This window comes from Streptomyces sp. NPDC048269 (assembly GCF_040652395.1).
GTDB lineage: Bacteria > Actinomycetota > Actinomycetes > Streptomycetales > Streptomycetaceae > Streptomyces.
Genome location: NZ_JBEZLW010000052.1, coordinates 1 through 25,217 on the forward strand (window position 1 = coordinate 1; position 25,217 = coordinate 25,217).

21 protein-coding genes and 1 pseudogene are annotated in these 25,217 nt (G+C 71.1%); 12 read left to right on the top strand and 10 right to left on the bottom strand.

The window, feature by feature from the left end; translation table 11 throughout:
- Nucleotides 1-47 precede the first annotated feature (47 nt).
- The 5 genes from AB0D48_RS32470 to AB0D48_RS32490 form a co-directional block, all read right to left on the bottom strand.
- A complete protein-coding gene (locus tag AB0D48_RS32470; protein WP_362405163.1) occupies nucleotides 48-1,172 on the bottom strand; it encodes an aldose epimerase family protein in 1,125 nt (374 codons plus the stop codon).
- Nucleotides 1,173-1,276: 104 nt separating this feature from the next.
- Complete coding sequence (yjfF, locus tag AB0D48_RS32475) at nucleotides 1,277-2,299, bottom strand: galactofuranose ABC transporter, permease protein YjfF (RefSeq protein ID WP_362405166.1); 1,023 nt, start codon at nucleotides 2,297-2,299, stop codon at nucleotides 1,277-1,279.
- On the bottom strand, nucleotides 2,296-3,396 hold the full coding sequence (locus AB0D48_RS32480) for an ABC transporter permease (RefSeq protein ID WP_362405169.1): 1,101 nt from the start codon (nucleotides 3,394-3,396) through the stop codon (nucleotides 2,296-2,298). Before AB0D48_RS32480 ends, yjfF begins: the two co-directional genes overlap by 4 nt.
- The gene (locus tag AB0D48_RS32485; protein ID WP_362405172.1) at nucleotides 3,393-4,952 is read right to left on the bottom strand and encodes a sugar ABC transporter ATP-binding protein; all 1,560 of its coding nucleotides are present in this window, start codon (nucleotides 4,950-4,952) and stop codon (nucleotides 3,393-3,395) included. Before AB0D48_RS32485 ends, AB0D48_RS32480 begins: the two co-directional genes overlap by 4 nt.
- Nucleotides 4,953-5,046: 94 nt before the next feature.
- Nucleotides 5,047-6,045 carry an ABC transporter substrate-binding protein gene (locus AB0D48_RS32490; RefSeq protein ID WP_112447263.1) on the bottom strand — a complete coding sequence of 333 codons (999 nt, stop codon included), beginning with the start codon at nucleotides 6,043-6,045 and terminating at the stop codon, nucleotides 5,047-5,049.
- 519 nt (nucleotides 6,046-6,564) lie between these two features.
- Between AB0D48_RS32490 and AB0D48_RS32495 the strand changes: the two genes are divergently transcribed.
- Both AB0D48_RS32495 and araA read left to right on the top strand, forming a co-directional pair.
- Nucleotides 6,565-8,259, top strand: coding sequence for a ribulokinase (locus AB0D48_RS32495; protein WP_362405175.1), 1,695 nt, complete (start codon nucleotides 6,565-6,567; stop codon nucleotides 8,257-8,259).
- Between the two features lie 83 nt (nucleotides 8,260-8,342).
- On the top strand, nucleotides 8,343-9,854 hold the full coding sequence (gene araA / locus AB0D48_RS32500; RefSeq protein ID WP_362405178.1) for an L-arabinose isomerase: 1,512 nt from the start codon (nucleotides 8,343-8,345) through the stop codon (nucleotides 9,852-9,854).
- Between the two features lie 186 nt (nucleotides 9,855-10,040).
- On the opposite strand, the gene AB0D48_RS32505 is transcribed toward araA, so the two are convergent.
- Both AB0D48_RS32505 and xylB read right to left on the bottom strand, forming a co-directional pair.
- Nucleotides 10,041-11,252: an ROK family protein gene (locus AB0D48_RS32505; RefSeq protein ID WP_362405181.1), complete on the bottom strand. Its 1,212-nt coding sequence runs from the start codon at nucleotides 11,250-11,252 to the stop codon at nucleotides 10,041-10,043.
- Between the two features lie 13 nt (nucleotides 11,253-11,265).
- Nucleotides 11,266-12,696, bottom strand: coding sequence for a xylulokinase (gene xylB / locus AB0D48_RS32510; protein WP_362405184.1), 1,431 nt, complete (start codon nucleotides 12,694-12,696; stop codon nucleotides 11,266-11,268).
- Between the two features lie 93 nt (nucleotides 12,697-12,789).
- On the opposite strand from xylB, the gene xylA reads away from it, so the two are divergent.
- The 3 genes and pseudogenes from xylA to AB0D48_RS32525 all read left to right on the top strand — a co-directional run bounded on the left by xylA (nucleotide 12,790) and on the right by AB0D48_RS32525 (nucleotide 14,783).
- Nucleotides 12,790-13,962 carry a xylose isomerase gene (gene xylA / locus AB0D48_RS32515; RefSeq protein ID WP_362405187.1) on the top strand — a complete coding sequence of 391 codons (1,173 nt, stop codon included), beginning with the start codon at nucleotides 12,790-12,792 and terminating at the stop codon, nucleotides 13,960-13,962.
- Between the two features lie 156 nt (nucleotides 13,963-14,118).
- A pseudogene (locus tag AB0D48_RS32520) lies at nucleotides 14,119-14,305 on the top strand (DDE endonuclease); the annotation flags it as partial.
- A gap of 283 nt (nucleotides 14,306-14,588) precedes the next feature.
- Nucleotides 14,589-14,783 carry a hypothetical protein gene (locus tag AB0D48_RS32525; protein WP_362405254.1) on the top strand — a complete coding sequence of 65 codons (195 nt, stop codon included), beginning with the start codon at nucleotides 14,589-14,591 and terminating at the stop codon, nucleotides 14,781-14,783.
- Nucleotides 14,784-15,667: 884 nt separating this feature from the next.
- On the opposite strand, the gene AB0D48_RS32530 is transcribed toward AB0D48_RS32525, so the two are convergent.
- Complete coding sequence (locus AB0D48_RS32530; RefSeq protein ID WP_362405190.1) at nucleotides 15,668-16,633, bottom strand: pirin family protein; 966 nt, start codon at nucleotides 16,631-16,633, stop codon at nucleotides 15,668-15,670.
- Nucleotides 16,634-16,762: 129 nt separating this feature from the next.
- On the opposite strand from AB0D48_RS32530, the gene AB0D48_RS32535 reads away from it, so the two are divergent.
- The 6 genes from AB0D48_RS32535 (at nucleotide 16,763) to AB0D48_RS32560 (ending at nucleotide 21,029) form a co-directional block, all read left to right on the top strand.
- Nucleotides 16,763-17,113 (top strand): tetratricopeptide repeat protein, encoded by a 351-nt coding sequence (locus AB0D48_RS32535; protein ID WP_362405245.1) that lies wholly within the window; start codon nucleotides 16,763-16,765, stop codon nucleotides 17,111-17,113.
- A gap of 101 nt (nucleotides 17,114-17,214) precedes the next feature.
- Nucleotides 17,215-18,408, top strand: a complete 1,194-nt coding sequence (locus AB0D48_RS32540; RefSeq protein ID WP_362405248.1) for a methyltransferase — start codon at nucleotides 17,215-17,217, stop codon at nucleotides 18,406-18,408.
- A gap of 28 nt (nucleotides 18,409-18,436) precedes the next feature.
- Nucleotides 18,437-19,189 (top strand): MerR family transcriptional regulator, encoded by a 753-nt coding sequence (locus AB0D48_RS32545; RefSeq protein ID WP_362405193.1) that lies wholly within the window; start codon nucleotides 18,437-18,439, stop codon nucleotides 19,187-19,189.
- Between the two features lie 108 nt (nucleotides 19,190-19,297).
- The gene (locus AB0D48_RS32550) at nucleotides 19,298-19,948 is read left to right on the top strand and encodes a DUF6230 family protein (RefSeq protein WP_362405196.1); all 651 of its coding nucleotides are present in this window, start codon (nucleotides 19,298-19,300) and stop codon (nucleotides 19,946-19,948) included.
- Complete coding sequence (locus AB0D48_RS32555) at nucleotides 19,939-20,376, top strand: DUF6114 domain-containing protein (RefSeq protein WP_362405200.1); 438 nt, start codon at nucleotides 19,939-19,941, stop codon at nucleotides 20,374-20,376. Before AB0D48_RS32550 ends, AB0D48_RS32555 begins: the two co-directional genes overlap by 10 nt.
- Complete coding sequence (locus AB0D48_RS32560; protein WP_362405203.1) at nucleotides 20,373-21,029, top strand: hypothetical protein; 657 nt, start codon at nucleotides 20,373-20,375, stop codon at nucleotides 21,027-21,029. The genes AB0D48_RS32555 and AB0D48_RS32560 overlap by 4 nt, the downstream gene beginning before the upstream one ends.
- Before the next feature lie 80 nt (nucleotides 21,030-21,109).
- Here the strand turns inward: AB0D48_RS32560 and AB0D48_RS32565 are convergent, their stop codons facing one another.
- The gene (locus tag AB0D48_RS32565) at nucleotides 21,110-23,866 is read right to left on the bottom strand and encodes a penicillin acylase family protein (RefSeq protein WP_362405206.1); all 2,757 of its coding nucleotides are present in this window, start codon (nucleotides 23,864-23,866) and stop codon (nucleotides 21,110-21,112) included.
- A 159-nt stretch (nucleotides 23,867-24,025) separates the two neighbouring features.
- Between AB0D48_RS32565 and AB0D48_RS32570 the strand changes: the two genes are divergently transcribed.
- Nucleotides 24,026-24,331, top strand: a complete 306-nt coding sequence (locus AB0D48_RS32570) for a DUF2087 domain-containing protein (RefSeq protein WP_362405209.1) — start codon at nucleotides 24,026-24,028, stop codon at nucleotides 24,329-24,331.
- Here the strand turns inward: AB0D48_RS32570 and AB0D48_RS32575 are convergent.
- On the bottom strand, nucleotides 24,304-25,071 hold the full coding sequence (locus tag AB0D48_RS32575) for a metallophosphoesterase (RefSeq protein WP_362405212.1): 768 nt from the start codon (nucleotides 25,069-25,071) through the stop codon (nucleotides 24,304-24,306). The genes AB0D48_RS32570 and AB0D48_RS32575 overlap by 28 nt on opposite strands.
- Nucleotides 25,072-25,217: the final 146 nt, after the last annotated feature.

Genomic DNA, 25,217 nt, shown 5'->3' on the forward strand with positions numbered 1-25,217 from the left:
CGGTGCCCCCCGGCACCGGACAGCGGCTACGGCCGCCGCCGCCCCTCTCAGGCGGCGACCGTGGTGAAACTGTGGATCGTGGTCGACCGGTACAGCTCGCCCGGGCGCAGGACGACCGTCGGGTAGTCGGGGCGGTTCGGGGAGTCCGGGAAGTGCTGGGTCTCCAGCGCGACCCCCGCGTAGGCGTGGTACGGCCTGCCTGCCTTGCCCGTGATGTCACCGGTCAGGCCTTGCGCGGTGTAGACCTGGATGCCCGGTTCCGTGGTGCGCACCTCCATGCGGCGGCCGGATGCGGGGGCGTACAGCACAGCGGCCTTACGAGGACTGTCTCGCCGGGCGTCGTCGAGGACCCAGTTGTGATCGAAGCCTCCGCCGGCGAGGGCAAGTTGCGCCTCCGTATGGGTCAAGGAGTCGGAGAGACGCCGGTGCCGGCGGAGGTCGAACGGGGTGTCGCTGACCGGGCGGTGGGAGCCGTCGGGGATCAACTCGGCGTCGACGGGGGTGTACAGGGGGGCCGCGACCTGGAGGTGGTGGGCCAGGACGTTGCCGCGCCCCTCCCCTTCGAGGTTCCAGTAGGCGTGGTTGGTGAGGTTGACGACCGTCGGGGCGTCGGCGACCGCCTGGTACGACATCGTCAGGTTGTCGTCGCGGTCCAGCGTGTAGGTGAGGCGCACGTTCAGGGCACCGGGGAATCCCTGGTCGCCGTCGGGGCTGTGCAGGAACAGACGGACACCGGTGCGGTGCGCCGAGTGGAAGGGTTCGCACCGCCACAGGCGCTGGTCGAACCCGTCGGGACCACCGTGCAATGTGTGCCCGGTCTCCTGGGTGGCGAGCCGGTGGGTGACGCCGTCGACTACGAGCCCGCCGCGTGCGATGCGGTTGGCGTAACGGCCAACCGTCGCACCGAAGTAGCGTGCGGAACCCTCGCAGGCGGCGGGGTCGCGGGGCGCGAGCACCACGTCAGCGGTGTGGCCCCAGCGGTCCGGCAGGATCAGTGAACGGAGCCGGGCGCCGCGGGTGTGGACCTCGGCACGGGCCCTGCCGGGGAAGCCGAACCGCCACCTCTCCCCCGTTCCGCCATCGTCCAGACGCAGGGGGCGGACCGTCCGCGGACAGGCGGCCGTCTGCCTGGGCTCGGCGGCCTGGTCGACAGATTCGTATGCGTGTTCCATGACGGCATTCCCTGGAAGTCGGTCCACCGGATGCGCGCCGGGACCGAGCTGTGATCGCGGCACGCGAACGCGGTGGCACGGGCGGGTGGGCTGCGGAGCCGGAGTCAGTCGACGGCGGGGCGGCGGCCGCTCATCAGGCGTTGCAGCACGATGAACACGAGCAGCAGGGCACCGATGACGATCCGGGTCCACCAGGAGCTGAGCGTGCCCTGGAAGTTGACCACCGTCTGGATCGTGCCGAGGACGAGCACGCCGAGGGCGGTGCCCAGGACGAAGCCGGAGCCTCCGGTCAGCAGCGTGCCGCCGATCACGGTGGCGGCGATCGCGTCGAGTTCCATGCCCATGGCGTGGAGGGCGTAGCCGGAGAGCATGTAAAAGGTCAGCAGCAGGCCGCCGAGTGCGGAGCACAGGCCGCTGACGGCGTATGCGGCGATCTTGGTGGAGCCCGTCGGAAGACCCATCAGCCGGGCGGAGGACTCGTTGCCGCCCAGCGCGTACACGTTGCGGCCGAAGCGTGTGTGGTGCAGGACGACGAAGGCGATCACCAGCACGGCCAGGGCGATGACCACCGGGATCGAGACGAACAGTCCTCCCGGGCCGTACAGCCGGGTCTGCGCGATTCCCGCCGTCGTGGGGTCGCTGATCGTGATGGATTCGGTGCTGATCGTGTAGCAGAGCCCGCGGGCGAGGAACATGCCGGCCAGGGTGACGATGAACGGCTGGATCTCGAAGGTGTGGATGATCCAGCCCATGAGCGTCCCGCTCCCGGCGCCGACGAGCAGGACCAGGGGGATGACGGTGGCCAGGGGCCAGCCGTGCGACTCGACCAGCCAGGCGGTGAGCATGGTCGACAGGGCCACCATGGAGCCGACGGACAGATCGATGCCGCCGGTGAGGATGACGAAGGTCGCCCCGACCGCGACGACCAGGAGGAATCCGTTGTCGATCAGCAGGTTCAGTACGACTTGCGCCGAGAGGAAGCCCTCGTAGCGCACCGATCCGACGCTGAACATGACGGCCAGCAGGACGGCCGTGACGATCAGTGGGATACGGGTGCGGGTGCGCGGGGACACGGTCGCGAAGGGGCGGGTGAGGTGCGCGGCGGCGCTCGCGATGCCGGTACTCATGCGCGTACCTCCTGCTGCAGCGGGGCGGCGCCCGCCGTGGTGTGGGATCGGGGAGTGGTCGTCCTGCGGCGGCGCAGGACCTTGGCCCGGAAGGCCGGGGCCTGCACGAGGCAGACGACGATGACGACGAAGGCCTTGAAGACGAGGGTGGTCTCGGGTGGGACGCCGAGGGTGTAGACGGTGGTCGACAGGGTCTGGATGATCAGGGCGCCCAGGACGGTGCCGCCGAGGGAGAAGCGTCCTCCGGTCAGTGCGGTGCCGCCGACGACGACGGCGAGGATCGCGTCGAGCTCGATCCACAGGCCGGCGTTGTTGCCGTCGGCGCTGGAGACGTTGGAGCTGATCATCAGTCCGGCGACGGCGGCGCACAGGGCGCTGAAGACGTAGACCAGGGCGAGCAGGCCGCCGGCGCGGATGCCGACCAGGCGGCTGGCGGCGGGGTTGCCGCCGACGGACTCGATCAGCATGCCGAGTGCGCTGCGGCGGGTGACGAGGGCGGTGAGCGCGACGAGGGCGGCCGCCAGGAGGACGGCGAACGGGAAGGTCAGCCAGTAGCCCCCGCCGATCATTTTGTAGGGGGCGCTGGTCACCGTGACGATCTGGCCGTCCGTGATCAGCTGGGCGACGCCGCGGCCCGCGACCATGAGGATCAAGGTGGCCACGATGGGCTGCATCCCCAGCCCGGACACCAGGAAGCCGTTGGCCAGGCCCAGCACGAGGGCGACGCCGAGCGCGAGGGCGACGGCCGTGAGCAGAGTGGCGACGCTGCCGGGATGCGCGGCGGTGGAGATGTGCCCGCAGGCGAGGGCGCCGGCGATGGCGACGGTGGAACCCACCGAGAGGTCGATCCCGCGGGTGGCGATGACCAGGGTCATGCCGAGCGCCACCAGGATGAGTGGCGCACCGAACTGGAGGATGTCGATGAGGCTGCCGTAGAGATGGCCGTCGCGTACGCGGACGGAGAAGAAGTCGTGGTGGAACGCGAGGTTGCCGAGGAGCAGGGCGAGCAGGATGAGCGCGGGCCACAGCAGGCGGTGGCCGGCCAGCCGTCTCCCGATCGCGGCGGCCGCCTCGGACTTGGCGGGCTGGGTGGTCATGAGTCCGTTCCGGTGGCGATGGTGGTGAGGAGGCGTTCGGGCGTGACGGTGTCGTCGTTCGCGAGGGTGGCCACCATGCGGTGGTCGCGGAGCACGGCGATGCGGTGGCTCAGGCGCAGGACCTCTTCGAGTTCCGCCGAGATGAACAGCACGGCGGTGCCTTCGCCCGCCAGGCGGGCCACGAGTTTCTGGATCTCCGCCTTGGCCCCGATGTCGATGCCCCGGGTGGGTTCGTCGAGGATCAGGAGCCGGGGTGCGGTCAGCAGCCAGCGGGCGAGGAGGACCTTCTGCTGGTTGCCTCCGCTGAGGTGGCGCACCTGCGCTTCGGGGTCGGCGGGGCGGATGTCCAGGGCCTCTGTCCAGTGCCGCGCCAGTTCGTCCTGCTTCGCACGGGCCAGCGGCCTGGTCCAGCCGCGGGCGGCCTGCAGGGCGAGGACGATGTTCTCGCGGACCGTGAGCTCGCCCACCAGTCCCTCGGACTTGCGGTTCTCGGAACAGAACGCGATGCCCCGGGCGATGGCGTGGCGGGGGCTGCGCAGGACCACCTTCTCGCCCTCGATGCTCACTTCTCCGGCGTCCGCGCTGTCCGCGCCGAACAGGAGGCGCGCCACCTCGGTGCGGCCCGAGCCCAGGAGGCCGGCCAGTCCGATGACCTCGCCGGGATGGATGTCAAGGTCGTACGGTTCGATCGAGCCCGTACGGGTCAGCTGTCGGGCCTGGAGGAAAGGCTCGCCGGCCGCCCGTTCGGCCGCTTCCTCGTGGGCACGGCCGGACAGCTGGTCGAGGGTGGCCAGTTCTCCGCCGATCATGCGCTGTACCAGCGTCACCGGCGTGAGTTCCCCGATCGGGTACTCGCCTTCCAGCCGGCCGTTGCGCAGGATGGTGACGCGGTCGCAGAGGTCGAATACCTGGTCGAGGAAGTGCGTGACGAACAGGATGGCCACACCGCGGTCCCGCAGGCGCCGCACCAGGGTGAAGAGCTGGGCGACCTCCTCGCGATCCAGGCTGGAGGTGGGTTCGTCCAGCACGAGCACCTTCGCCGAGACGTCCACCGCCCGGACGATGGCGACCAGTTGCTGCACCGCCAGGGAGTGCGAATCGAGCAGACTGGTGACGTCCAGATCGAGGTCGAGTTCCGTCAGCAGCTCTGCCGCCCGCTGCCGCATCGCGGACCAGCGGATGAGACCGAACCGGCGCGGTTCGCGCCCGATGAGGATGTTCTCGGCTACCGAGATGTTCGGGCAGAGGTTGACCTCCTGGTAAACGGTGCTGATTCCGGCCTGTTGCGCCTGGAGGGGGTCCGTGAACGCGTGGGGCCGGCCGTCCACGAGGACGGCGCCGCCGTCGGCGGGGTGGACACCGGTGAGCACCTTGATCAAGGTGGACTTCCCGGCACCGTTCTCGCCCATCAGGGCGTGCACCTCACCGGGGAAGAGCCGCAGGGCGACTCCGTCGAGGGCGAGCACGCCCGGGAACCGCTTGCGGATGTCGTGGGCTTCCAGGACCGGCCGCGGGCCGCCGGCGCCCGTGGCCGGCGGGGTGGACGGATGCGTCATCCGCCCTCCTCTCATGTGTGGGGTGGTGGAGCGGGCTCCGGAGGGTGAAGGAGGCACCGGAGCCGGGCCTCCTCCGGCACCAAAACCTGTCGCGTCAGTAGTTCCGGGACGGCAGGGCGGCCGCGGCCTTGTCCTGCGGGAAGACGCCCTCCTGGGTCTCGACCCGGGTCGGCACGCTCTCCCCCGCCACGACCTTCTTGGCCAGCTCCATCAGCTGGTCGCCGAGCATCGGGTTGCACTCCACCACGACGTTGATCTTGCCCTCGGTCATGGCGACGAAGGCGTCCTTGATTCCGTCCACCGAGATCACCTTGATGTCCGTACCGGGCTTCTTGCCGGACTCCTCGATGGCCTGGATGGCGCCGAGGGCCATGTCGTCGTTGTGGGCGTAGAGGACGTCGATGTCCTTCTGGGACTTCAGGAACGCCTGCATGACCTCCTTGCCCTTGGCGCGGGTGAAGTCGCCCGTCTGCGAGGCGACGATCTTGAACTTGCCGTCGGCACGGATGGCATCGGCGAAGCCGGCCTTGCGGTCGTTGGCGGGTGCTGAGCCCGTGGTGCCCTGGAGCTCGACGATGTTGACCGGGCCCTGTTCGTTCGCGTACGCGCCGGTCAGCCACTCGCCCGCGGACTTGCCCTCCTTGACGAAGTCCGAGCCCAGGAAGGTCTTGTAGAGGGAGGTGTCCTTGGTGTCCACGGCGCGGTCGGTGAGGATGACCGGGATGCCCGCGTCCTTGGCCTCCTTGAGCACCGTGTCCCAGCCGGACTCCACGACCGGCGAGAAGGCGATCACGTCGACCTTCTGCTGGATGAAGGTGCGGATCGCCTTGATCTGGTTCTCCTGCTTCTGCTGAGCGTCGGAGAACTTGAGTTCGATCCCGGCCTTCTTCGCCGCCTCCTGGACGGACTTGGTGTTGGCGGTACGCCAACCGCTCTCGGCGCCGACCTGGGCGAAGCCCATGGTGATCGTGCCGCCGGAGCCCGTCTTGGCCCCGGAGGCCGGGGCGGAGGCGGGACCCTCGGTCGAGCAGGCGGTCAGCGCCGAGGAGGCGAGAAGGGCGACGGTAAGGACGAGGGCTGCTCTGCGAGCCATGACGGGTGTCCTTTCGGGGGCTACGGATGAGGCTCCGCACGGCCGGTGCCGGGCTGCGCCCGTGGTCATGGGCGTGGCGGGGCCGGGGCGGGGGCCGGGGGCGGGGGCGGGGGCGGGGCGACAGGAGCGGGATGCCCTTGAGGGGGCGCCGTCGCATTGTGAGCGCTAACAAGCCGGGTTCTCAACCCCTTTGCGCGCGTTACCTGTCCGTTACCCCGTCACGTGCGACAACAACGCTGACTCCATCCCTTCGCGCGACCATCGACCCCGCCTACCCGAATCGGAGACCTCAACCCGCCTCGCATCAAAGGCACATCGAGCCGCGGCCCCGTATACGAAGGCCGCCGCACCATGAGGGTCTCCCACATGATCCACGCAGACCCCTTGCCTATCGACATTGTTAGCGCTCACACTGCAAGCTCATCGGATCCTCCGCCGACCGCCAGGATGGTCGGGACGGCATCTCCGGCTGCCGGGCCGCGCCGCGTGCCGCCCACGGCTCCTTCGAAAGGCACTCTGTTGACGTCACCCCATCTCCTCGCGCCCGCCCCTCCTTCCGAGGAATCGGAGCAGTACACGGTCGGTGTCGACTTCGGCACCCTGTCGGGCCGCGCCGTGGTGGTGCGGGTTCGCGACGGTCAGGAGCTGGCCGCGGCGGTCCACCCCTACCGGCACGGCGTCATCGACCGATACCTGCCGCAAGGCGGTGCGCCGCTGCCTCCGGACTGGGCCCTGCAACACCCCCAGGACTGGCGGGACGTACTGCGTCGCGCCGTCCCGCAGGCCCTGGCGGCGGCCGGGATCGATCCCGCCGCGGTGATCGGCATCGCCACCGACTTCACCGCCTGCACCGTCCTGCCCACGCTGGCCGACGGGACTCCCCTCGCCGAGACCGAGCTCGCCGGACGGCCCCACGCGTGGCCCAAGCTGTGGAAGCACCACGCCGCCCAGTCCCATGCCGACCGCATCAACGAACTCGCCCACGCCCGCGGGGAGAAGTGGATCGCCCGCTACGGCGGCCGGATCTCCGCCGAGTGGCAGTTCGCGAAGGCGCTCCAGGTCCTGGAAGAAGACCCGCTCGTCTACGAAAGCTGCGCGCGGTGGATCGAGGCCGCCGACTGGATCGTGTGGCAGCTCACCGGAACCGAGTCCCGCAACGCCTGCACCGCCGGATACAAGGGCATCCACCAGGACGGCGCCTACCCGAGCGAGGAGTACCTGGCCGCGCTGAACCCCCGGTTCGCCGACTTCGCACGCACCCGCCTCGAATTCCCCCTCTCCGCACTGGGCTCACGAGTGGGCTCGCTCAGTACGGAGGCGGCAGCGTGGACAGGGCTGCGGCCCGGCATCGCCGTGGCCGCGGGCAACGTCGACGCCCATGTCACCGCGGCGGCGGCCCAGGCCGTCGAGGACGGACAACTGCTCGCCATCATGGGGACCTCCACCTGCCACGTCGTGAACGCCCCCGTCCTCGCCGACGTCCCCGGCATCTGCGGTGTCGTGGCCGGCGGGATCGTCGAGGGAACCTACGGCTACGAGGCCGGCCAGAGTGCGGTCGGCGACATCTTCGCCTGGGTGCTGGACCAAGGCGTCCCGCCGGACTACCTCGCCGAGTCCGCCGAGCGCGGCGAGGACCTGCACACCCTGCTGACCCGGAAGGCCGCCGGCCAGCCGGTCGGCGGACACGGACTGGTCGCCCTCGACTGGCTCAACGGCAACCGTTCGGTCCTCGTCGACCACCACCTCTCCGGAGTCATCGTGGGTCTCACCCTCGCGACCCGCCCCGAGGACGTCTACCGCGCACTGCTCGAAGCCACCGCGTTCGGCACCCGCGTCATCGTGGAGGCCCTGGAAGCAGGCGGCGTACCGGTCCACGAGTTCATCGTCGCCGGCGGACTGGCCAAGAACGAACTGCTGATGCAGATCTACTCCGACGTGCTGCGCCGCCCCGTCTCCCTGGCCGCGTCCGACCAGGGCCCCGCCCTCGGGTCGGCCATCCACGCCGCCGTAGCCGCCGGCGCGCACGGTGACGTACGGACGGCCACCGCCGCCATGGGCCGCCGGCTGCCGGCCGTCTACCTGCCCGACGCCACCCGGGCCGAGGCGTACGACGCCCTCTTCGCCGAATACCGGCTCCTGCACGACCACTTCGCCACGGGTGGCCTGCTGCACCGCCTCAGGCACATCCGCGACACGACCCACACCGCGGGCTGACCCCCGCCCCGTTGTCCGTTCCCGCATTCCCACCCGCCCGCCGCCCTCACCACCGTTGCGGGACGTCACCTTCAGGAGTCCATGTGCCCAGCCGAACATCCCCCGTCCAGGAAATCTGGTTCCTCACCGGCAGCCAAGGCCTGTACGGGGAGGAGACGCTGAAGCAGGTCGCCGAACAGTCGCTGCAGATCGCCGCCGCGCTGGCCGACGCCTCCGGCATTCCCGCACGCGTGGTGTGGAAGCCGGTACTGACCGACGCCGACGCCATCCGCCGGGTGTGCCTCGACGCGAACGCCGACGACCGGTGCATCGGGCTGATCGCCTGGATGCACACCTTCTCGCCGGCCAAGATGTGGATCGCCGGACTGGACGCGCTGCGCAAGCCGTTGCTGCACCTCCACACCCAGTCGAACGTGGCCCTGCCCTGGGACACCATCGACATGGACTTCATGAACCTCAACCAAGCCGCCCACGGAGACCGCGAGTTCGGGCACATCCAGACCCGTCTGGGCGTACCCCGCAAAACGGTGGCCGGCCACGTCACCGATCCCGAGACGAGCGCACGCGTCGCGATCTGGGCGCGGGCGGCCGCCGCACGATCCGAACTGGCCACCCTCAAGGTCGCCCGCTTCGGCGACAACATGCGCGACGTGGCCGTCACCGAGGGCGACAAGGTCGAGGCCCAGCTGCGCTTGGGCGTCTCCGTCAACACCTACGGCGTCAACGACCTGGTGAAGGTCGTCGACAGCACGGACGAGACCGACGTGGCTTCCCTCGTCGAGGAGTACGCCGACCTGTACGACCTGGCGCCGGAACTGCGACCGGGCGGCGGACGGCACGACGCGCTGCGTTACGCGGCCCGCATCGAAGCCGGCCTGCGCACCTTCCTCCAAACGGGCGGCTTCGGGGCCTTCACCACCAACTTCGAGGACCTGGGCGGACTGCGCCAGCTGCCCGGCCTCGCGGTCCAGCGGCTCATGGCCCAGGGGTACGGCTTCGGAGGAGAGGGCGACTGGAAGACCGCCGTCCTGCTGCGCGCCCTCAAGGTGGCTGCCGCCGGCCTCCCGGGCGGCACCTCCTTCATGGAGGACTACACCTACGACCTGACACCCGGCAACGAGCTCATCCTCGGCGCGCACATGCTGGAAGTCTGCCCCACCATCGCCGCCTCCAGGCCCAGCTGCGAGATCCACCCCCTCGGCATCGGCGGGCGGGAGGACCCGGTGCGGCTGGTGTTCGACGCGGCACCCGGCCCGGCCGTGGTGGTCGGGCTCGCCGACCTCGGCGACCGCTTCCGCCTGATCGCCAATGACATCGACGTGGTGGCACCCCCTCACCCGCTGCCCGCACTGCCCGTCGCCCGCGCGGTCTGGCGGCCCCGCCCCGACCTGCGGACCTCCACCGAATCCTGGCTGACGGCCGGAGGACCGCACCACACCGTCCTCAGCACCGCCCTGGCCTCCGACCACCTCGACGACCTGGCGGAAATGCTCCGCCTGGAGCTCGCCCTCATCGACGAGACCACCACCCCGAAGCAGTTCCGGCGCGATCTCCGCTGGAACCAGGCTTACTACCGGCTGGCACTGGGACTGTGAACCAGTTGAAGCCCGGCACGGTCCGCGCGGCCTGGCACCGGCCGCGACCGTCCACATCACGGCCGTGGAGCAGTGGCCGGCCGCCTGTCCGAGCGGCGACTCGCTGCGAGCGCGATCGACGACTGACCGCCCCGGTACACCGGGGAACGGCGGCCCCCAGCCCGGCGAACCCACGCGGTCACAGCACTACCGGGCCGGCAGGCGAGTGGGATCGGCGATGATCTCTCGGACGGTCGACCAGGCCGCGCCCAGCACCGGTCCGCGGCGCCCCAGGGCGGAGGGTCGTACCGCCTCCGGGGTCCAGGGCCGGACGGTGATCCGGGCGGCCAGTTCGGCGCGTATGGACGGGAGGAGCCAGTCGGCGAGTTCGGCGTAGGCGCCGCCCAGAACGAGGCCGTCCGGGTCGATCAGGTTCACCGCCGAGGTGAGGGCGAGGCCCAGGGCCCGTCCTGCGCGGTCCAGGGCGCGCAGGGTCGCCGCGTCCCCGGCTCCCGCCCGCTCGGCCAGCAGGGCCACCGGGTCGCCGACGCGCCCCAGCCCGGCCTCCCGCAGCACGGCCGCTTCGCCCGCGTACTGCTCCAGGCAACCGCGCGCCCCGCAGGCGCAACGGGCGCCCTCCGGGTGGACGGGCAGGTGGCCGAGTTCGCCCGCGTAGCCGCGGGCGCCCCGGAACAGCTGCCCGCCGATGACCAGTGCGGCACCGATTCCGGCCTCGGCGGAGACGTGCACGAAGGTCTCGGCGGGGTTTCCCTGGTACCACTGCTCGGCCAGCGCCCCGAGGTTGGCTTCGTTCTCCGGCTCGGGCGCGGTGTCGGGGTCGGGCCAGTGGTCGGCGGGGCGGACGGCTTGCCAGCCGAGGTTGGGAGCGTTCGCGACCAGTCCGCCCGGCTCGTTCGGCACCACCCCCGGCACGGCCAGGACGCGGCCCTCGACGCGCAGGCCGAGGGCCGCGGCCTCGGACTCCGCCTCGGCGCCCAGCGCGGCGGCCTCCGCCAGCACCTCTCCGGCCGGCCGGCCCGCGTTGGCCCGCTCCACGCGACGCCAGACCCGGGGTTCACCGCGCAGGTCCACGACGCACGCGGCGAGATGGGTGACGCCGATCTCCAGGCCGAGGCCCGCGGGACCCCGATCGTTCAGGGCCAGCGCCCGTCCGGGGCGGCCGACCCGTCCGCTGGGCGCGGTCTCCGTCTCGGTCAGCGCTCCTCGACCGATGAGCTCGTCGGCCATGGAGGAGATGGCCGGCCTGGTCAGGCCCGTGTGCCCGGCCACGTCCGCCCGGGAGAGCGGGCCGTGCGCGGCGACCACGCCGATCACCACCGCGAGGTTCCGCCGGCGCATCCCCTGCTGCGAGGCGGGCGCGGCCTCCGCGCCCCCGCTCGCCCTGCCGGTCCCCGTCATCGGCCCTACCCTCCTATCGCTCTCCCGGCGGGACCTCCTGCAAGGCCCGCGCCCGCCGCAGCGTACTGGTGATCCGTTCGAGCGTGTCGTCGTCAGGGGGTACGGGCTCCAGTACCCGGCCCTCGGCGGTCCGCCAGCGCCGGGCGACGGCATCGGCAGGCTCACCGGTGAGCAGTGCGGCGGCCTGGGCGGCGGCCCCGAGCGCGACCAGTTCCCGGGCCTCGGGCACCTGGACCGCTCGCCCGGACAGTCGCAGGACGGTCCTCTGCCAGGCCCTGCCGCGCGCTCCGCCGCCGATCAGCAGGAGTGGTTCGCCGGGGGCGGGGCTCTCGCCTCCGGCGCGCAGCACGTCGTCCAGGGCCGCGAGCAGGGCGTGGGCGGCGCCGTCGTAGGCGGCCTGGAGCAGCTGGCCCGGCGTCGTGTCGTGGCGCAGGCCGTGGACCAGGCCGGAAGCACCCGGGAGGTCGGGGGTGCGCTCGCCGTCCAGGTAGGGAAGCACCACCGCCGTGCCGCCTCCCTCGACGTCCTCCCGGTCGCGGCCGACGAGGGCGGCGAAGCGGTCGACGGCGAGGGTGCAGTTGAGCGTGCAGGCGAGCGGCAGCCAGCCGCCGAGGGCATCGGCGAAGCCTGCGACGGTTCCGCCCGGGTCGGTGGGCCGGGTCCGGCCGACGGCGTAGACGGTGCCGGAGGTACCGAGGCTCAGCACCGGACGTCCGGGGGTCAGGCCCAGGCCGAGGGCGGCGGCCATGTTGTCACCGGTCCCGGTCGCCACCAGTGCGCCCCTGCGCAGCGGCATCCCGGCTCGGACGACGCCCGCCCGGGCTCCCGGCGGGAGGACCTGCGGCAGCAGCCCGGGGTCGAGGCCGATCCGGCCGAGGACGTCGGTGTCGTAGCCGTCCGGGCCCCACCAGCCGGTTCCCGACGCGTCTCCGCGGTCCGTCACCGCCTCACCGGTCAGGCGCTCCGTCAGGAAGTCGTGGGGAAGCCGGACGGCCGCGACGCGGTCGGCGGCGGCGCGCTCGTTCGTGTGCAGCCAGACCCACTTGGCGGCCGTGAAGGCGGCCGTGGGGACGCTTCCGGTGCGGCGGGCGAGCTCTGCCGCACCGAACGCGGCTGCGAGTTCGGCGGCCTGCGGGGCGGAGCGGACGTCGTTCCAGAGCAGCGCCGGGCGCACCGGCCGTCCGGCCGCGTCGAGGGTGACCAGGCCGTGCTGCTGGCCGGCGATCGAGCAGGCGGCGGCGCGATCCGCCCAGCCGGTGCCCGCCATGGCCTCGCCAAGCGCCCGCCACCACTGTTCGGGGTCGCTCTCGCGTCCGGCGCCCGCGCTGACGGCGTGAGCGGCGCGGCCCTCGCCCAGGACGGCGCCGGTGTCCAGGTCGACGGCGAGGGCCTTGGTGGCCTGGGTCGAGCTGTCGACACCGATCACGACACGCTGAGCAGACATGCGTTCCTCCGGTGGGGTTCCTTCTGGCGTGTCCGCATACTAATTTGTTTTTCGCCATTACAAATAGCCCTCGGCCCAGATCCGGAGCGCCTCATGACCAGCGACCCGCTCGTCCCCACCCCCGCGCACAGGTTCACCTTCGGCCTGTGGACCGTCGGCTGGCAGGGCCGGGACCCCTTCGGCGACGCCACCCGACCCGCCCTCGACCCCGTCGAGAGCGTGGAGCGGCTGGCCGGGCTCGGCGCCTACGGCGTCACGTTCCACGACGACGACCTGATCCCCTTCGGCGCCGGCGAGGCCGCCCGCGAGCAGGCGGTCAAGCGCTTCCGCACCGCACTCGACACGGCCGGGCTGAAGGTCCCGATGGCCACCACCAACCTCTTCACCCACCCGGTGTTCAAGGACGGCGCCTTCACCGCGAACGACCGGGACGTGCGCCGGTACGCGCTCCGCAAGACGATCCGCAACATCGACCTGGCCATGGAACTCGGCGCCTCGGTCTACGTCGCCTGGGGCGGCCGCGAAGGCGCGGAGTCGGGCGCGGCCAAGGACGTGCGCTCCGCCCTCGACCGACTGAAGGAGGCCTTCGACCTGCTGGGCGAGTACGTCGAGAACCAGGGATACGACCTGCGCTTCGCGATCGAACCCAAGCCCAACGAGCCGCGCGGCGACATCCTGCTGCCCACCATCGGCCACGCCCTGGCGTTCATCAACGAGCTGGAGCGGCCCGAGCGGGTCGGCCTCAACCCGGAGGTCGGCCACGAGCAGATGGCCGGGCTGAACTTCCCGCACGGCATCGCCCAGGCCCTGTGGCACGACAAGCTGTTCCACATCGACCTCAACGGCCAGACGGGCATCAAGTACGACCAGGACCTGCGCTTCGGTGCGGGCGACCTGCGCCAGGCCTTCTGGCTGGTCGACCTGCTGGAGTCGGCCGGCTACGACGGCCCCCGTCACTTCGACTTCAAGCCGCCGCGCACCGAGGACTCCGCCGGCGTCTGGGCCTCGGCGGCCGCCTGCATGCGCAACTACCTGCTCCTGGCGGAGCGTTCCCGCGCCTTCCGGTCCGATCCGGAGGTCCGGGCCGCGCTCGCCGCCTCCCGGCTGCCCGAACTGGCCCTCCCGACCGCCGCGGACGGCCTGGCCGGGCTGCTGGCCGACCCGTCCGCCTTCGACGAGTTCGACGTCGACGCCGCCGCCCGCCGCGGCATGGCCTTCGAACAACTGGACCAGCTCGCCCTCGAACACCTCCTCGGCGCCCGCTGAGCCGCAGCGCCCCGGAGCCGGGCCGTGGCGTTCCACGGCCCGGCTCCGGGGCGCCTTGGCCGCCGGTACAGGATGAGGAACCCCAGCCGATGCGCGGCTGGGGTTCCTCGGTGCGGTGAGCATGGGTCAGCAGGTGGAGCTGCCCACGCCATGAACCCGGCATACGCGCCAGGCTTGAACCCGGTTGAAGCCGTCTGGTCACTCGTGCGCAGAGCCACGGCCAACACCGCCTTCGACACCCGACGACCTCGACCGCACACTCCGCCGCGAGTTACGCAGAATTCAGCTCCGACCCCACCTCATCGACGGCTGCCTCACCGCCACCGGCCTGGCTATCAACCCACCGACTCCAGCCTGCCGCGAACTGGCCGGCGACCACCCCGTAGTGCCGACCCGCACCATGACCTCGCCCAGCCATCGTTGCCTTTGTCGGCAGCATCGGAGGAGGCCTCGTAGGTGCCAGGACTGGCCTGGCACAAGCCAAGGCCACAGCGGCTGCAGCCAAGACGACTGCCGAAGCCGCCATCAAGCAGGCAAAAGAAACAGCAGGCGGGCCCAGTTTCGAGGCAAGTACCGCAAGGAATGCAGAGTTCCAGAAGCAGCGACGGGACCGGTACACAACGCTCGTGGAAGCTCTTACAGACAGTGCTCTGGCGTCCGAGATCCCCGCACGCATCAGAGCTGCACAGATCGTCGTCAAGAGTCCCGATCTCAGCCGCATGCTCGACAACCTCGCCGCCGATCCCACTCACTACCAGAACAACGCGCAACATCTCAACGATCTCGCCCGGGAGATGAATCGCGACGCCGCTCTGGACTGACCGCGATTCTGGCAAGCCGACCCGCTTGACGTCCCCACAGAAATTGCGCCGGACATAACGCCCGCTTGAACGGGGCTGGCACGTGGAATCGGCTGCTTCTTGATTGGGTGTTGTCGGTCAGCCATCCATGATCAGCCCGGTGCTGGCGAGGCAGCCGTTGATGAGGTGCGGGCGGTACTGGATCTGCTTGAGCTTGCGTTTGACGGCTCGGGTGAGCTGGTCGAGGTTGGCGGCGCCGAGGTTGCCGATGTCGCGTTTGACCAGCGGCCAGATCGGCCGACAGACCCCCTCCTCCGCCTGGCCAAGCAGATGGACAAGACCACCCCTACTGGCGCCGCAATTGCGAAGAGTCGGAGGCGCCGGCAGACGCTACCCTCTGAATAGCTTCTGGAGCGCAACGCACCACCGCTGACGAGGGAGAAGGGAAGGTGCGACATACGGCAGCGCCGCTCATCGCCCTGCCGCCCGGAAGCCCACCTCGCCGAGCCTGCGTGTAGGACGCCGCTGCGACGACCGCTGCGGGGGTTGTAGGCTTCCCACAAGCGGTAGCCCCAGGCGATCGGACTCTCGCTCCAGCCTTCGCGAAGCGCAGTGGGCGACCCGACCGGCATGAAGCCGGGAACAACTTCCAGGCAAGCGCCGATCGCCGACGAAGTCGATAAGACGTCTACACCTGCCCGAAGCCTCACCTGATGCGGCGTCAGAAAAGTCAGCATTGGGTCAGCATTCGTAGACACACGCCCATCCACGGACGCCCACAGAAGGGGAAGGCCCCGCACCTTCGAAGGGCAAGCGCGGGGCGTGATCGGAAGCGCGGAGGCTTCAGCAACCGGAAGGCATAAGCCCCGCGCCCTGCAGGACTGCCTCTCTCCAGTTACCGCAGGTCAGCGCGCTCGGCCGCGTGGTTTGAGGTGAGTCGGGGGCAGGTCAGGAGCCGGAAGCGGAGGGCCGTCATACCCCTTCACCTCGCCGAATCTGGTCCCGTTCATCCAGTCCTCGCGAGCCTGTGCGATATCCTCGTGGGACCGGCCAATCCAGTTCCAGAACATCACGATCTCCTCCTCGAACGGCTCGCCTCCCAGGAGCATCAGGCCCGCGTCGGACGCGGCCCGCAGGGGGAGTTCGGTGCGGCCGCAGCCGAGGTAGAGCATCGAGCCCGGGAGGACCGGGACGCCGTCGACGTGGGCCTCGCCCGACATCGACAGGACCGCGTACTCGAAGTCCGGGTCGAGCGGGAGACGGGCCTCGGCGCCCGCGGCGAGGGTCAGGTCCGCGCCGACGATCGGCGAGTACGTCGATCCGGGCGAGGTGGCCGTGTCCAGGGTGCCCAGGATGACCGTCGCGTTCAGGCCCGGGGCACTCACCTGCGGGAGCTCGGCGTGGTGCTGGAAGTGCGGCTCCACGTCGCGGTGGGCGTCCGGCAGGGCCACCCACAGCTGCGCGCCGTGCAGGAAGCGGGCGTGCGGGCGCGGGCTCTCCTCGGAATGGCTGATGCCTCGGCCGGAGGTCATCAGGCCCAGCTCGCGCGGGCGCACCGTCGCCAGGCTGCCCACGCTGTCGCGGTGCAGCACCTCGCCCTCGTGGAGCCAGCTCACGGTCTGCAGTCCGGAGTGCGGATGGGGCGGGACCTGCATGCCGGGCTCGTCCGCGATGTCGTCCGGGCCGTAGTGGTCCACGAAGCACCAGGCGCCCACCATGCGGCGGCCCAGGTTCGGCAGGAGCCGGCGGACCTCGGTGGACTCCCCGAGCTTGACCGTGCGCGGGCTGAGGAGTTCGCGTACCGGTTCGGCCACGACGAAGCCGCGGCCTCCACAGGCGGAGAGAGCGGGCTGGCGATCGAGATTGCTCATGCGGACAACCTAGCCCCGAGGCGGGGGCCGTGCGGGGTGGAATGTTCCGCCGCCGGGACGTGTTGGAGGCTCCGGACACACCAGCTGGAAACGGATCGACGGAAAGACGGAAAGGACGCGATGGACGCGATGGACGCGCCGACGACGTACTTCGAGCACGGGACGGCGGCCGAGCGCTGGGAGCGGGCCCAGCTCTTCTTCGACGCGAAGGAGTACGCGACGGCCGCACGCATCCTGGACGCGCTCGCGAGCGAAGCCCCGGAGCAGCTGGCGCCGCGCCTGCTGCTGGCCCGCTCCTACTACCACTCCGCGCAGCTCTCCCGCGCCGAGCGCGAGCTCCGCGCCATCCTGGAGCGCTGGCCGGTGGAGGACTACGCGCAGCTGATGCTCGGTCGCACGCTGGAGCGGAGCGGCCGGGCCGCCGAGGCCCGTCCGTACCTGCGGATGGCCGCCGCGATGGCCGGGGAGTTCCCCGAGTAGGGCCGTTCAGCCGCGGTCCCCGTACCGGACAGGCCCCTCCCCGCCCCGTCCGTGCGGGGCTGGGGCTCCGGCTCGGCTAGCCTGGGTCCCATATGAACCGCCTGACCACGCCTTTCGGCACCTACGAGCTCACCCGCTTCCCCGAGGACCCGCGCGACCGGCTCCGCGCCTGGGACGCCGCCGACGAGTACCTGCTGCGCCACCTCGACTCCGGTACCGGGGAGCGCGGGCCGGTGGACCTCGCCGCCGCCGGGCAGATCACCGTGCTCGGGGACCGCTGGGGAACGCTGACGACGGCGCTAGCCGCGTACCGGCCGACGCAGATCACCGACTCCTCCCTCACCCGCTCCGCCACCGCGGCCAACCTCGACCGGAACGGGATCGGCACGTCGAAGTCGACGGTGACGCTGCTGACCACGCAGGATCCGCCGCCCGGGCGGATCGACGTCCTGCTGGTGCGCGTACCGAAGAGCCTGGCGCTGCTGGAGGACCAGCTGCACCGGCTGGCCCCGCACGTGCACGCGGGCACCGTGGTCGTCGGCACCGGCATGGTCAAGGAGATCCACACCTCCACTCTGCGGCTCTTCGAGCGGATCCTGGGCCCGACGAAGACCTCGCTCGCCGAGAAGAAGGCACGGCTGATCTTCTGTACGCCGGGCACCCCCGGGGCCGTGCACCCGACCACTGCCGGGCCGTGGCCGCTGACGTACACGGTGGACGAGGACGCGGGGTCGGGCTCCGGTCTGACCGTCGTGAACCACGCCGGGATCTTCTGCGCCGACCGGCTCGACGTCGGCACCCGTTTCTTCCTGCAGAACCTGCCGATCAACACGGACGGTGCCCGGGTCGTGGACCTGGGCTGCGGCAACGGGATCGTCGGCACGGCGGTCCAGGTCGCCGACCCGGACGCCGAGGTCGTCTTCACGGACGAGTCCTACCAGGCGGTCGCCTCGGCGCAGGCGACGTACCGGGCGAACGTCCGCGAGGGCCGGCGTACCGCCGAGTTCCTCGTCGGCGACGGGGTGGCCATGCTGCCCCCGGGCTCCGTCGACCGGGTGCTGAGCAATCCGCCCTTCCACTCCCACCAGGCCACGACGGACGCGACGGCGCTGCGGATGTTCGCCCAGTCGCGCAAGGCGCTGCGGCCCGGCGGGGAGCTGTGGATCGTCGCCAACCGGCACATGGGGTACCACACCCACCTGCGCCGGCTCTTCGGCAACAGTGAAGTCGTCGCGAGCGAACCGAGGTTCGTGGTGCTGCGCGCGGTCAAACAAGACCGCCCGCGCCCTATGTGACCTGCCAGTACGTCCTACACTCGGCCGCGTGAGCAGCCAGGTGGAGGACGGGAACGGCGGCGGGCGCTACCGCCGCGAGGACGTGGCCCGGGCGGCCGGCGTCAAGGTGCGCAACCTGCGCTACTACCAGGAGCGCGGGCTACTGCCGCCACCGCGCCGGGAGGGCCGGATCGCCTGGTACTCCGACGACCACCTGACGCGGCTGCGGCTGATCAGCGACCTGCTGGGGCGCGGCTACACCGTCAACGGCATCGCCGAACTCCTGCACGCCTGGGAGGACGGCGGCGGTCTGTCGCAACTGCTGGGCCTGGAACGGGAGATGACCCGGGACTGGGTGCAGGAGGAGCCGATCACGATGACCCGGGCCGAGCTGCGGGAGCTGTTCGGCCCCACGGCCACCGCCGAGGACACCCGGCGGGCAGCCGAGTTGGGGTACGTGACGGTCGACGGGGACCTCGTCACCCACCCGAGCCGGCGGCTGCTGGACGCGACGCTGGCGCTGGTGCGTCAGGGGGTGCCGATGGCCGAGATCCTGGACGCCGGGGAGTTCGCGCAGGCACAGGCTGCCGCGCTCGCGGACCGGTTCGTCGGACTGTTCCGGCGGCATGTGATCGGTGCGCAAGGGCTGGAGCGGCTTTCGGCCACCCAGTTGCAGCACATCACGGCGGCGGTGTCGGCGCTGAGGCCGGTGGCGGGCGAGGTCGTGGCCACGGAGTTCGCGCGGGCGATGGCGCGCCGGGTGGACGCGGAGGTCGCCGAACTGCTCCGTACGGAGCAGTAGGAGTCGGCCGAAAGGCTGCGCTCGCACAACCTTGCCAACCTCCATTGGCACTCTTACATTCAACTCGTCGGTAACAACGGTGCACAGCCGAAGTTAAGGGACGATCTCATGGCAGATTCCCCCAAGTTACCCGAATCCCCCGATGGCCCCAACGGGCCCGGGCCGGGCGACGGCCGCGTCCGCTGGCGCAGGTTCGCGGTCCTGACCGTCCCCGCCGTCGCCGTCACCGCCGGCCTCGGCATCGCCCTCGCACAGGGCGCGCTCGCCGCCTCCTTCGCGGTCTCGGGGCAGCAGTTCAAGGTGTCGGCGAAGAGCCTGGAGGGCGAGGGCTTCGCCCAGTACGGCAGCGTCGACGTCAACGCCCGCGAGGAACTCATCCCGGTAGCGGTCACCGCCATCCGGGAGGCCAAACTCAACAGCCTGTGCCAGTCGGTGGTCACCTCGCTCCCGGTGATCGGGGACATCTCGCTCAACCTGACGGCCGGCCAGAAGAAGCCGGTCGAGGCGAGCAACCTGTTCGTCGACGCGACGCAGCTCTCCGGTGACGCGGTGTTCACCAACATCGAGATCGGGCGCGACGCCTCCACCCTCGACAAGGGGCCGGCCGACGCGCAGGGGATGCAGGACCTCTTCGCCCAGCAGGCGGACAGGGTCAGCATCACCGATCTGCAGCAGACGGCGTGGGCGACCAACGCCGGCACCTTCAAGCTCTCCGGGCTCAGCATGCACGTCAGCAAGGGCAAGAAGGAATGCTTCTGAGTCGCTGGCGGCGGTGGCGGCGCAGCAGACCGTTCTGGGGCGGGCTGTTCGCGGTCCTTGCCGGGGCGTGGATCTGCGTCCTGCCGCTGGCACCACTGAAGATCATGCTCCAGCAGGGGGTGGCGGGAATCCCGTCCGTCCTGATGGGGATCGTCATGATCGTGCTCGGGCTCACCGCCTGGTTCGCGCCCCCACAGCGAAGCCTGGCCGGTGTCCTCACCACGCTGATCGCGACGGCCGCCCTGGTCCTGTCGAACCTGGGCGGCTTTCTGATCGGCACCCTGCTCGGCATTCTCGGCGGTGGCCTGATGTTCGCCTGGCAGCCGTCCGCCGCACCCGCTCCGGCACCCGCAGCTCCCGTACCTGCTCCCTCTCCCCCCACCGCAGTCCCCACGCCGCACTCCGATCCCCAAGGAGCACAGCCATGAGCCGTACGCGCACCGCGCTCGCCCTCGGGATGGCCGCCGCCGCAGCCCTGTCGGTGGCCTCGGCCACCGCCTCCGCCTCCGCCACGCCCATACCGCTGGCCGGGTCGACCACCGTCACCCCGGCCGGGCACGCCTTCCAGGCCACCCTCAGCGGAAAGGCCACCCTCAAGGCCGGGTCGGTGACGGTCACCTGCTCGGTCTCCGTCTCCACCGGTACGGTGCCGGCCGCTCCCGGCAACGCCAACGCGGCCGGGCCCGTCTCGTCGCCCATCTCGCCGCCCACGTACAGCTCGTGCACCTCCAGCATGTGGGGCGTGACCCCCACGGTCACCACCAGCGGCGCCTGGTCGGTGTCGATGCAGAACGGCGCCCCGAGCACCGCCACCATGACCGTGCCCGTCGGCGGGCTCGTCGTCCACACGACGGGTCTCGCCACCTGTACCGTGACGGCGGCCCCCGCGGCCGCGGCGAGCGTGGGCGGATCCTGGGTCAACGGCGCCCCGTCCGGCCTGACCTTCACCAACGTGTCCGTGCCGGTCACGGTCACCGGCGGGTTCGGCTGCCCCACGAGTGCGACGTCCTCCACCTTCAACGCCGTATACAAGGTCACCGACACCACCGACCCGGCGCAGCAGATCACCGTCGGTCCCTGACCACACCCCGCGTTCGCCCAGGCCCGCCCGCCGCGGACATGTCCCCGGCGGGCGGGCCCCGTGTGCGCGTACGGGACGCCTCAGCGGTGGGCCGGGAACTCCACAACCTGCTGGTAGGTGGGCCTGTTCTGCCAGTTGATCTGCGGATGGCTCAGCCCGCCGACCGGGCGCTGCACGATCGAGTCCGCGCACCACTGGTTGCCGGCCGCGCAAGTCCCGTCGGCCGGGTACACGGCCGCGGGGGTGGCCGCGGCCGCCTGCTTGAGCGTGGCGGTGATGGCCTCGCGGCACGCGGTGAGCGAGCCGCCGCCGCAGTACACCTGGGACGGCGGATCGGCCACAGGCCGTCCGAGGACCATGCGCAGGTCCTCGTCCGCGTAGCTCCACCAGCCGTACTGGAAGGCCGATCCGGCGTGTGAACCGGTGGGTCCGTGGCCCGCGTTGGGAGCCTCGTCGACGCTCAGCGAGGCGCGCAGGGCATCGTACAGCGGGGCACCGAGGCCGGGCTTGAACTCCGCCTCGATCAGCAGCGGCCACCAGGCGTCCATGATCCGGACGGCGTCCGCGTGCGCGTACGCCTTCGAACCCTGGGCGGTCTCCTTGCGCTTGGTGCCGCTCGCCTGCCACGCGGCCAGCTTGTCGATCGCCGCGGTCACCGCCGGATCCGTGCCGGGCGCACTGCGCAGGACGGCGAGGAGCTCGGGCAGCAGGTTCTCGGCGCGCAGGTCGGTGACGGCGGCCTCGGCCATGGCCTGGGTGAGCTCGGCCCTGGTCACTCCGCCCGCCGCTACGAGCGGCTTGACCCGGCGGTCGAGGAGGTCGCCGCGGTGGACGGCGCCCATCCCGAAGCCGGCCGCACTGTAGTCCTTGGCCTGCTTGTTGTTCCAACTGATGTAGTAGTCCTGGCCGATGGACTGCGGGTGCTCGGCCGGCGGTGTGTAGACGGCGGTGTTCGCGGCCGGGTCGAAGCCCTGCCACTCGTACGCCTGCCTGCCATGCACGGGCAGGGCCGCGTCCACCCCGGCGGGACGGACCGGGTTCAACCCGCTGTTGTAGTAGGCGGCTTCGCGCGAGTCGGCGTAGAACCAGTTGAAGGCGTAGCCGATGTGCTCGGCCGCCTGCTGGAAGGTGCGGGCGTCCTTGACGTAGGAGGGGTCGTTCAGCATCTGGAAGCCGATGATCGAGTCGGCCTCGTGGCGGTAGGTGGAGCGCAGCGCGGTGTAGGCGACGGGCTTGCCCGCGACGGTGGCACGGTGCGTGACGATGCCGTAGTTCGTGCGCCGGACCTGCATCCGGTACGAGCCGTCGGGGGTCGGGTCGGCTACGGACTTCTTCCAGGTGTTGGTGTGCTCCAGCTTCTCCATGGGGGTGCAGGTGCCGTGGTAGAGGTACGAGGTGCTCGCCTTCGTCGGCGCCCCGCCGCCGGGCTCGCACAGTTCGACGGCGAAGGTGTCGGTGATGTCCTGTCCCGCGGAGGTGGCGCTCCAGGCGTAGTCCTGGCCGCGGCCGAGCTGTACGTACATGCTGACGCCCGCGAAGGAGGCGCCGCGGGCGCTGATGCCGGGGCCCTGGAGCTCCTGGAGCATGAGGAGCTGGGGCGCGAGGTAGCCGGTCTGCGGTCCGAAGACGGCGATCGGGTGGCCACTCGCGGTGTGCGCGCCGGAGACGAGCAGGGCGTTGGACATGCTCTGTTTGACGGGCTTCGGCGGGTCGAGGGCCTCGTCGGCCGTCGCCGCGCCCGTCCGGTCGTACACGAGCTGTTCGGGGACCACGGAGCCCGCGTCCGGGAGCGCGGTGCCCTGGGGGTTCGTGGGCTTCTGGGCGTACGGGAAGCTCGTACCGTCGTGGACGGTGAGCACGGCCTCGGGGTCGTTGCGCTGGCGGAAGGACTCCCAGACGCGGGTGCCCTCCTCCAGCCCGTACTTCTGCTGCGCGGACAGCAGGGACAGCGCGGCCTGCACCTCGCCGCCGCCTCCGCCGCCGAACAGGCCGCCGACGACGGAGGCGAGGGCGATCAGGTCGGTGATCTTGAAGGGCTGGATCTCACCGGCGTTGGTGACGGAGTCGATGTGGCCGGTGAGGACGTACTCGCCGGGGAAGTAGCGGCCGTTCTTGGACTGGGTGCGATAGAGGTTGATGCCGTCGACGTAGGCCTGCGCGTCCTCCATCGCGAGGCGGCCTCGCTCGCCCTCGGTGGTGCGTATCCGGTCGACCTGGGCCTGGAGATCGGCTTCGGTGTACGGCGCCTGCGGCCAGAACTGCTGCTCCAGGCCCTGGTTGGCGAGGGCGCCGCCCGCGAAGGGGGTCAGGTCGCCGCGTCCCACGTGGCGGAAGAGGTCCATCTGCCAGAGCCGGTCCTGGGCGGCGGCGTAGCCCGCGCCGAAGGAAGTGCCGTAGCGGGTGGTGCCCTTGATGTGGGGGACGCCGGTCTTCTTGTCGCGGGTGATGGTGACGTCGGGACGCGGACTGGCGGTGGACTCGACCTGGTCGGCCGGCACGCCGAAGGAGGCGCTGTTGAAGAAGTCGTTGACCTTGGCGTCGGTGAGGCCGGGGTATCCGGCCACCAGCGAGTCGTAGCGGGCCAGTTGGTCGGAGGTGTGGGCGGGCATCGTGCCGAACGCCTTGTGCAGGAGGATCTGCGCGAGGGTGGCGTTGCCGTTCTGGCCGGGCGGCAGGATGTCCGAGCACTGGCCGCCGCAGTAATCGGCGACGGGGAGGGGTACGGGGTCTCCGGGAGCGGCGGCGGCCGCGGGTGCGAGGGGGGAGAGCAGGGCCGCGGCGAGGGCGATCAGCCCGGTGGCGACGGCGGTTCTGAGGCGAGCGGTGGGACGTCGCATACGTGCTCCTCCGTGGGGGGGCAGGAACCGGTCACGGGGAGGGTACTGGCGGGACTACCACTCAGTAAGATGAACGACCGTCACTTTTGTGGCGTCGAGGCGCTTTCGCGCCGGAAATTGCGTTGCCCCGCGGGAGGGCGCCGGGTGAAGCTCACAGACATGTCACAGCAGAGCACCGAACAGCAACAGTCCTCCAGCCCGGCACGGCGGGACGTTTCCGACCTCTTCTCCCGCGGGCGCCTCGTCGTCATCCCGCGCAGGGCGGCCCGGCGCGAGCAGTTGCTCGCCCACCTCACCGAGACCCTGTTCGCGGTGGACCGGGAGTACACGGAGCCCGAGGTGAACGACGCGCTGCGCACGGTGCACGAGGACTGCTCGGCGCTGCGGCGCTATCTGATCACCTCGGGCCGTCTCACCCGGACCCGGGACGGCAGTTGCTACCGGCGGGCGACGACCACGCGGTAGTGGGTCGTCAGCCGTCCGTCCTCGCCCAGTACGTGGAAGGCGACGGCGGGCGGCTCGTCGAGGTGGACGTGGTGGTCGGGCGCCGTCTGGACCTCCCAGGGGAGCCGGAGGGTGGAGACCACCCCGGGCGCCACCAGCAGCGGGCGGCCGGCGAAGGTGGTCGCGGCCGCGGTGTGGGCGTGCCCGCACAGGAACGCGGTGAGGTGCGGGTGCCGTTCGGCGAGGGCCGCGAGCCGCTCCTCGCCGAACTGCCGGATCCCGTCGACGTACGGGGTGTGCAGCGGGACCGGCGGGTGGTGGAACGCGACCAGCACAGGCGTGTCGCGCGGGGTGTCGGACAGTACGCCGTCCAGCCAGGCCAGCGTGGACTCCTCCAGCAGGCCGTGGTCCTCGCCGGGAACGGACGAGTCGCACACGGCGAGCACGAAGCCGTCCCCGCGCAACACCTGGTCGACCGGCCGCGCGGAAGCACCGGCCCCCTCCCCCAACAGCCCCTGCCGGAAGGCGACCCGCTCGTCGTGGTTGCCTGGGCAGACGACCAGGGGGTGCCGGGACCGGAGCAGCTTGGCGGCCTCCTCGTACTCGGCGGGGGCCGCGTGGTCGGCTATGTCCCCGCTCACCAGCACGGCGTCCAGGTCGTGGGGCAGGGCGTCGAGGTACTCCATGACGGCGCGGGTGCGCTCGGCAGCCCGCGGGCCGCAGTCGAGATGGATGTCGCTGAGATGGGCGATCACGATCACTTGCAACGCCTCTTTCGTCTCCGGTCCACACATGTGTACGCCCCATTCAACACATGACGGAGATCTCTTCTCCAGGCGATTCACGCCGGGCGCCCGCGTTCTTGCGCAGGTGGCCCGTCTGCGCATGTCCGCTAGCAGGCACCACC

Excerpts from the sequence above, each read along its gene's own strand:
- AB0D48_RS32535 (WP_362405245.1), top strand. The coding sequence starts at position 16,763 with ATGGACGCGCCGACGACGTACTTCGAGCACGGGACGGCGGCCGAGCGC.
- AB0D48_RS32530 (WP_362405190.1), bottom strand. The coding sequence starts at position 16,633 with ATGAGCAATCTCGATCGCCAGCCCGCTCTCTCCGCCTGTGGAGGCCGC.
- yjfF (WP_362405166.1), bottom strand. The coding sequence starts at position 2,299 with ATGAGTACCGGCATCGCGAGCGCCGCCGCGCACCTCACCCGCCCCTTC.
- AB0D48_RS32505 (WP_362405181.1), bottom strand. The coding sequence starts at position 11,252 with ATGACGGGGACCGGCAGGGCGAGCGGGGGCGCGGAGGCCGCGCCCGCC.
- AB0D48_RS32490 (WP_112447263.1), bottom strand. The coding sequence starts at position 6,045 with ATGGCTCGCAGAGCAGCCCTCGTCCTTACCGTCGCCCTTCTCGCCTCC.
- AB0D48_RS32550 (WP_362405196.1), top strand. The coding sequence starts at position 19,298 with ATGGCAGATTCCCCCAAGTTACCCGAATCCCCCGATGGCCCCAACGGG.
- AB0D48_RS32555 (WP_362405200.1), top strand. The coding sequence starts at position 19,939 with ATGCTTCTGAGTCGCTGGCGGCGGTGGCGGCGCAGCAGACCGTTCTGG.
- AB0D48_RS32570 (WP_362405209.1), top strand. The coding sequence starts at position 24,026 with ATGTCACAGCAGAGCACCGAACAGCAACAGTCCTCCAGCCCGGCACGG.
- AB0D48_RS32560 (WP_362405203.1), top strand. The coding sequence starts at position 20,373 with ATGAGCCGTACGCGCACCGCGCTCGCCCTCGGGATGGCCGCCGCCGCA.
- xylB (WP_362405184.1), bottom strand. The coding sequence starts at position 12,696 with ATGTCTGCTCAGCGTGTCGTGATCGGTGTCGACAGCTCGACCCAGGCC.
- xylA (WP_362405187.1), top strand. The coding sequence starts at position 12,790 with ATGACCAGCGACCCGCTCGTCCCCACCCCCGCGCACAGGTTCACCTTC.
- AB0D48_RS32480 (WP_362405169.1), bottom strand. The coding sequence starts at position 3,396 with ATGACCACCCAGCCCGCCAAGTCCGAGGCGGCCGCCGCGATCGGGAGA.
- AB0D48_RS32565 (WP_362405206.1), bottom strand. The coding sequence starts at position 23,866 with ATGCGACGTCCCACCGCTCGCCTCAGAACCGCCGTCGCCACCGGGCTG.
- AB0D48_RS32485 (WP_362405172.1), bottom strand. The coding sequence starts at position 4,952 with ATGACGCATCCGTCCACCCCGCCGGCCACGGGCGCCGGCGGCCCGCGG.
- AB0D48_RS32470 (WP_362405163.1), bottom strand. The coding sequence starts at position 1,172 with ATGGAACACGCATACGAATCTGTCGACCAGGCCGCCGAGCCCAGGCAG.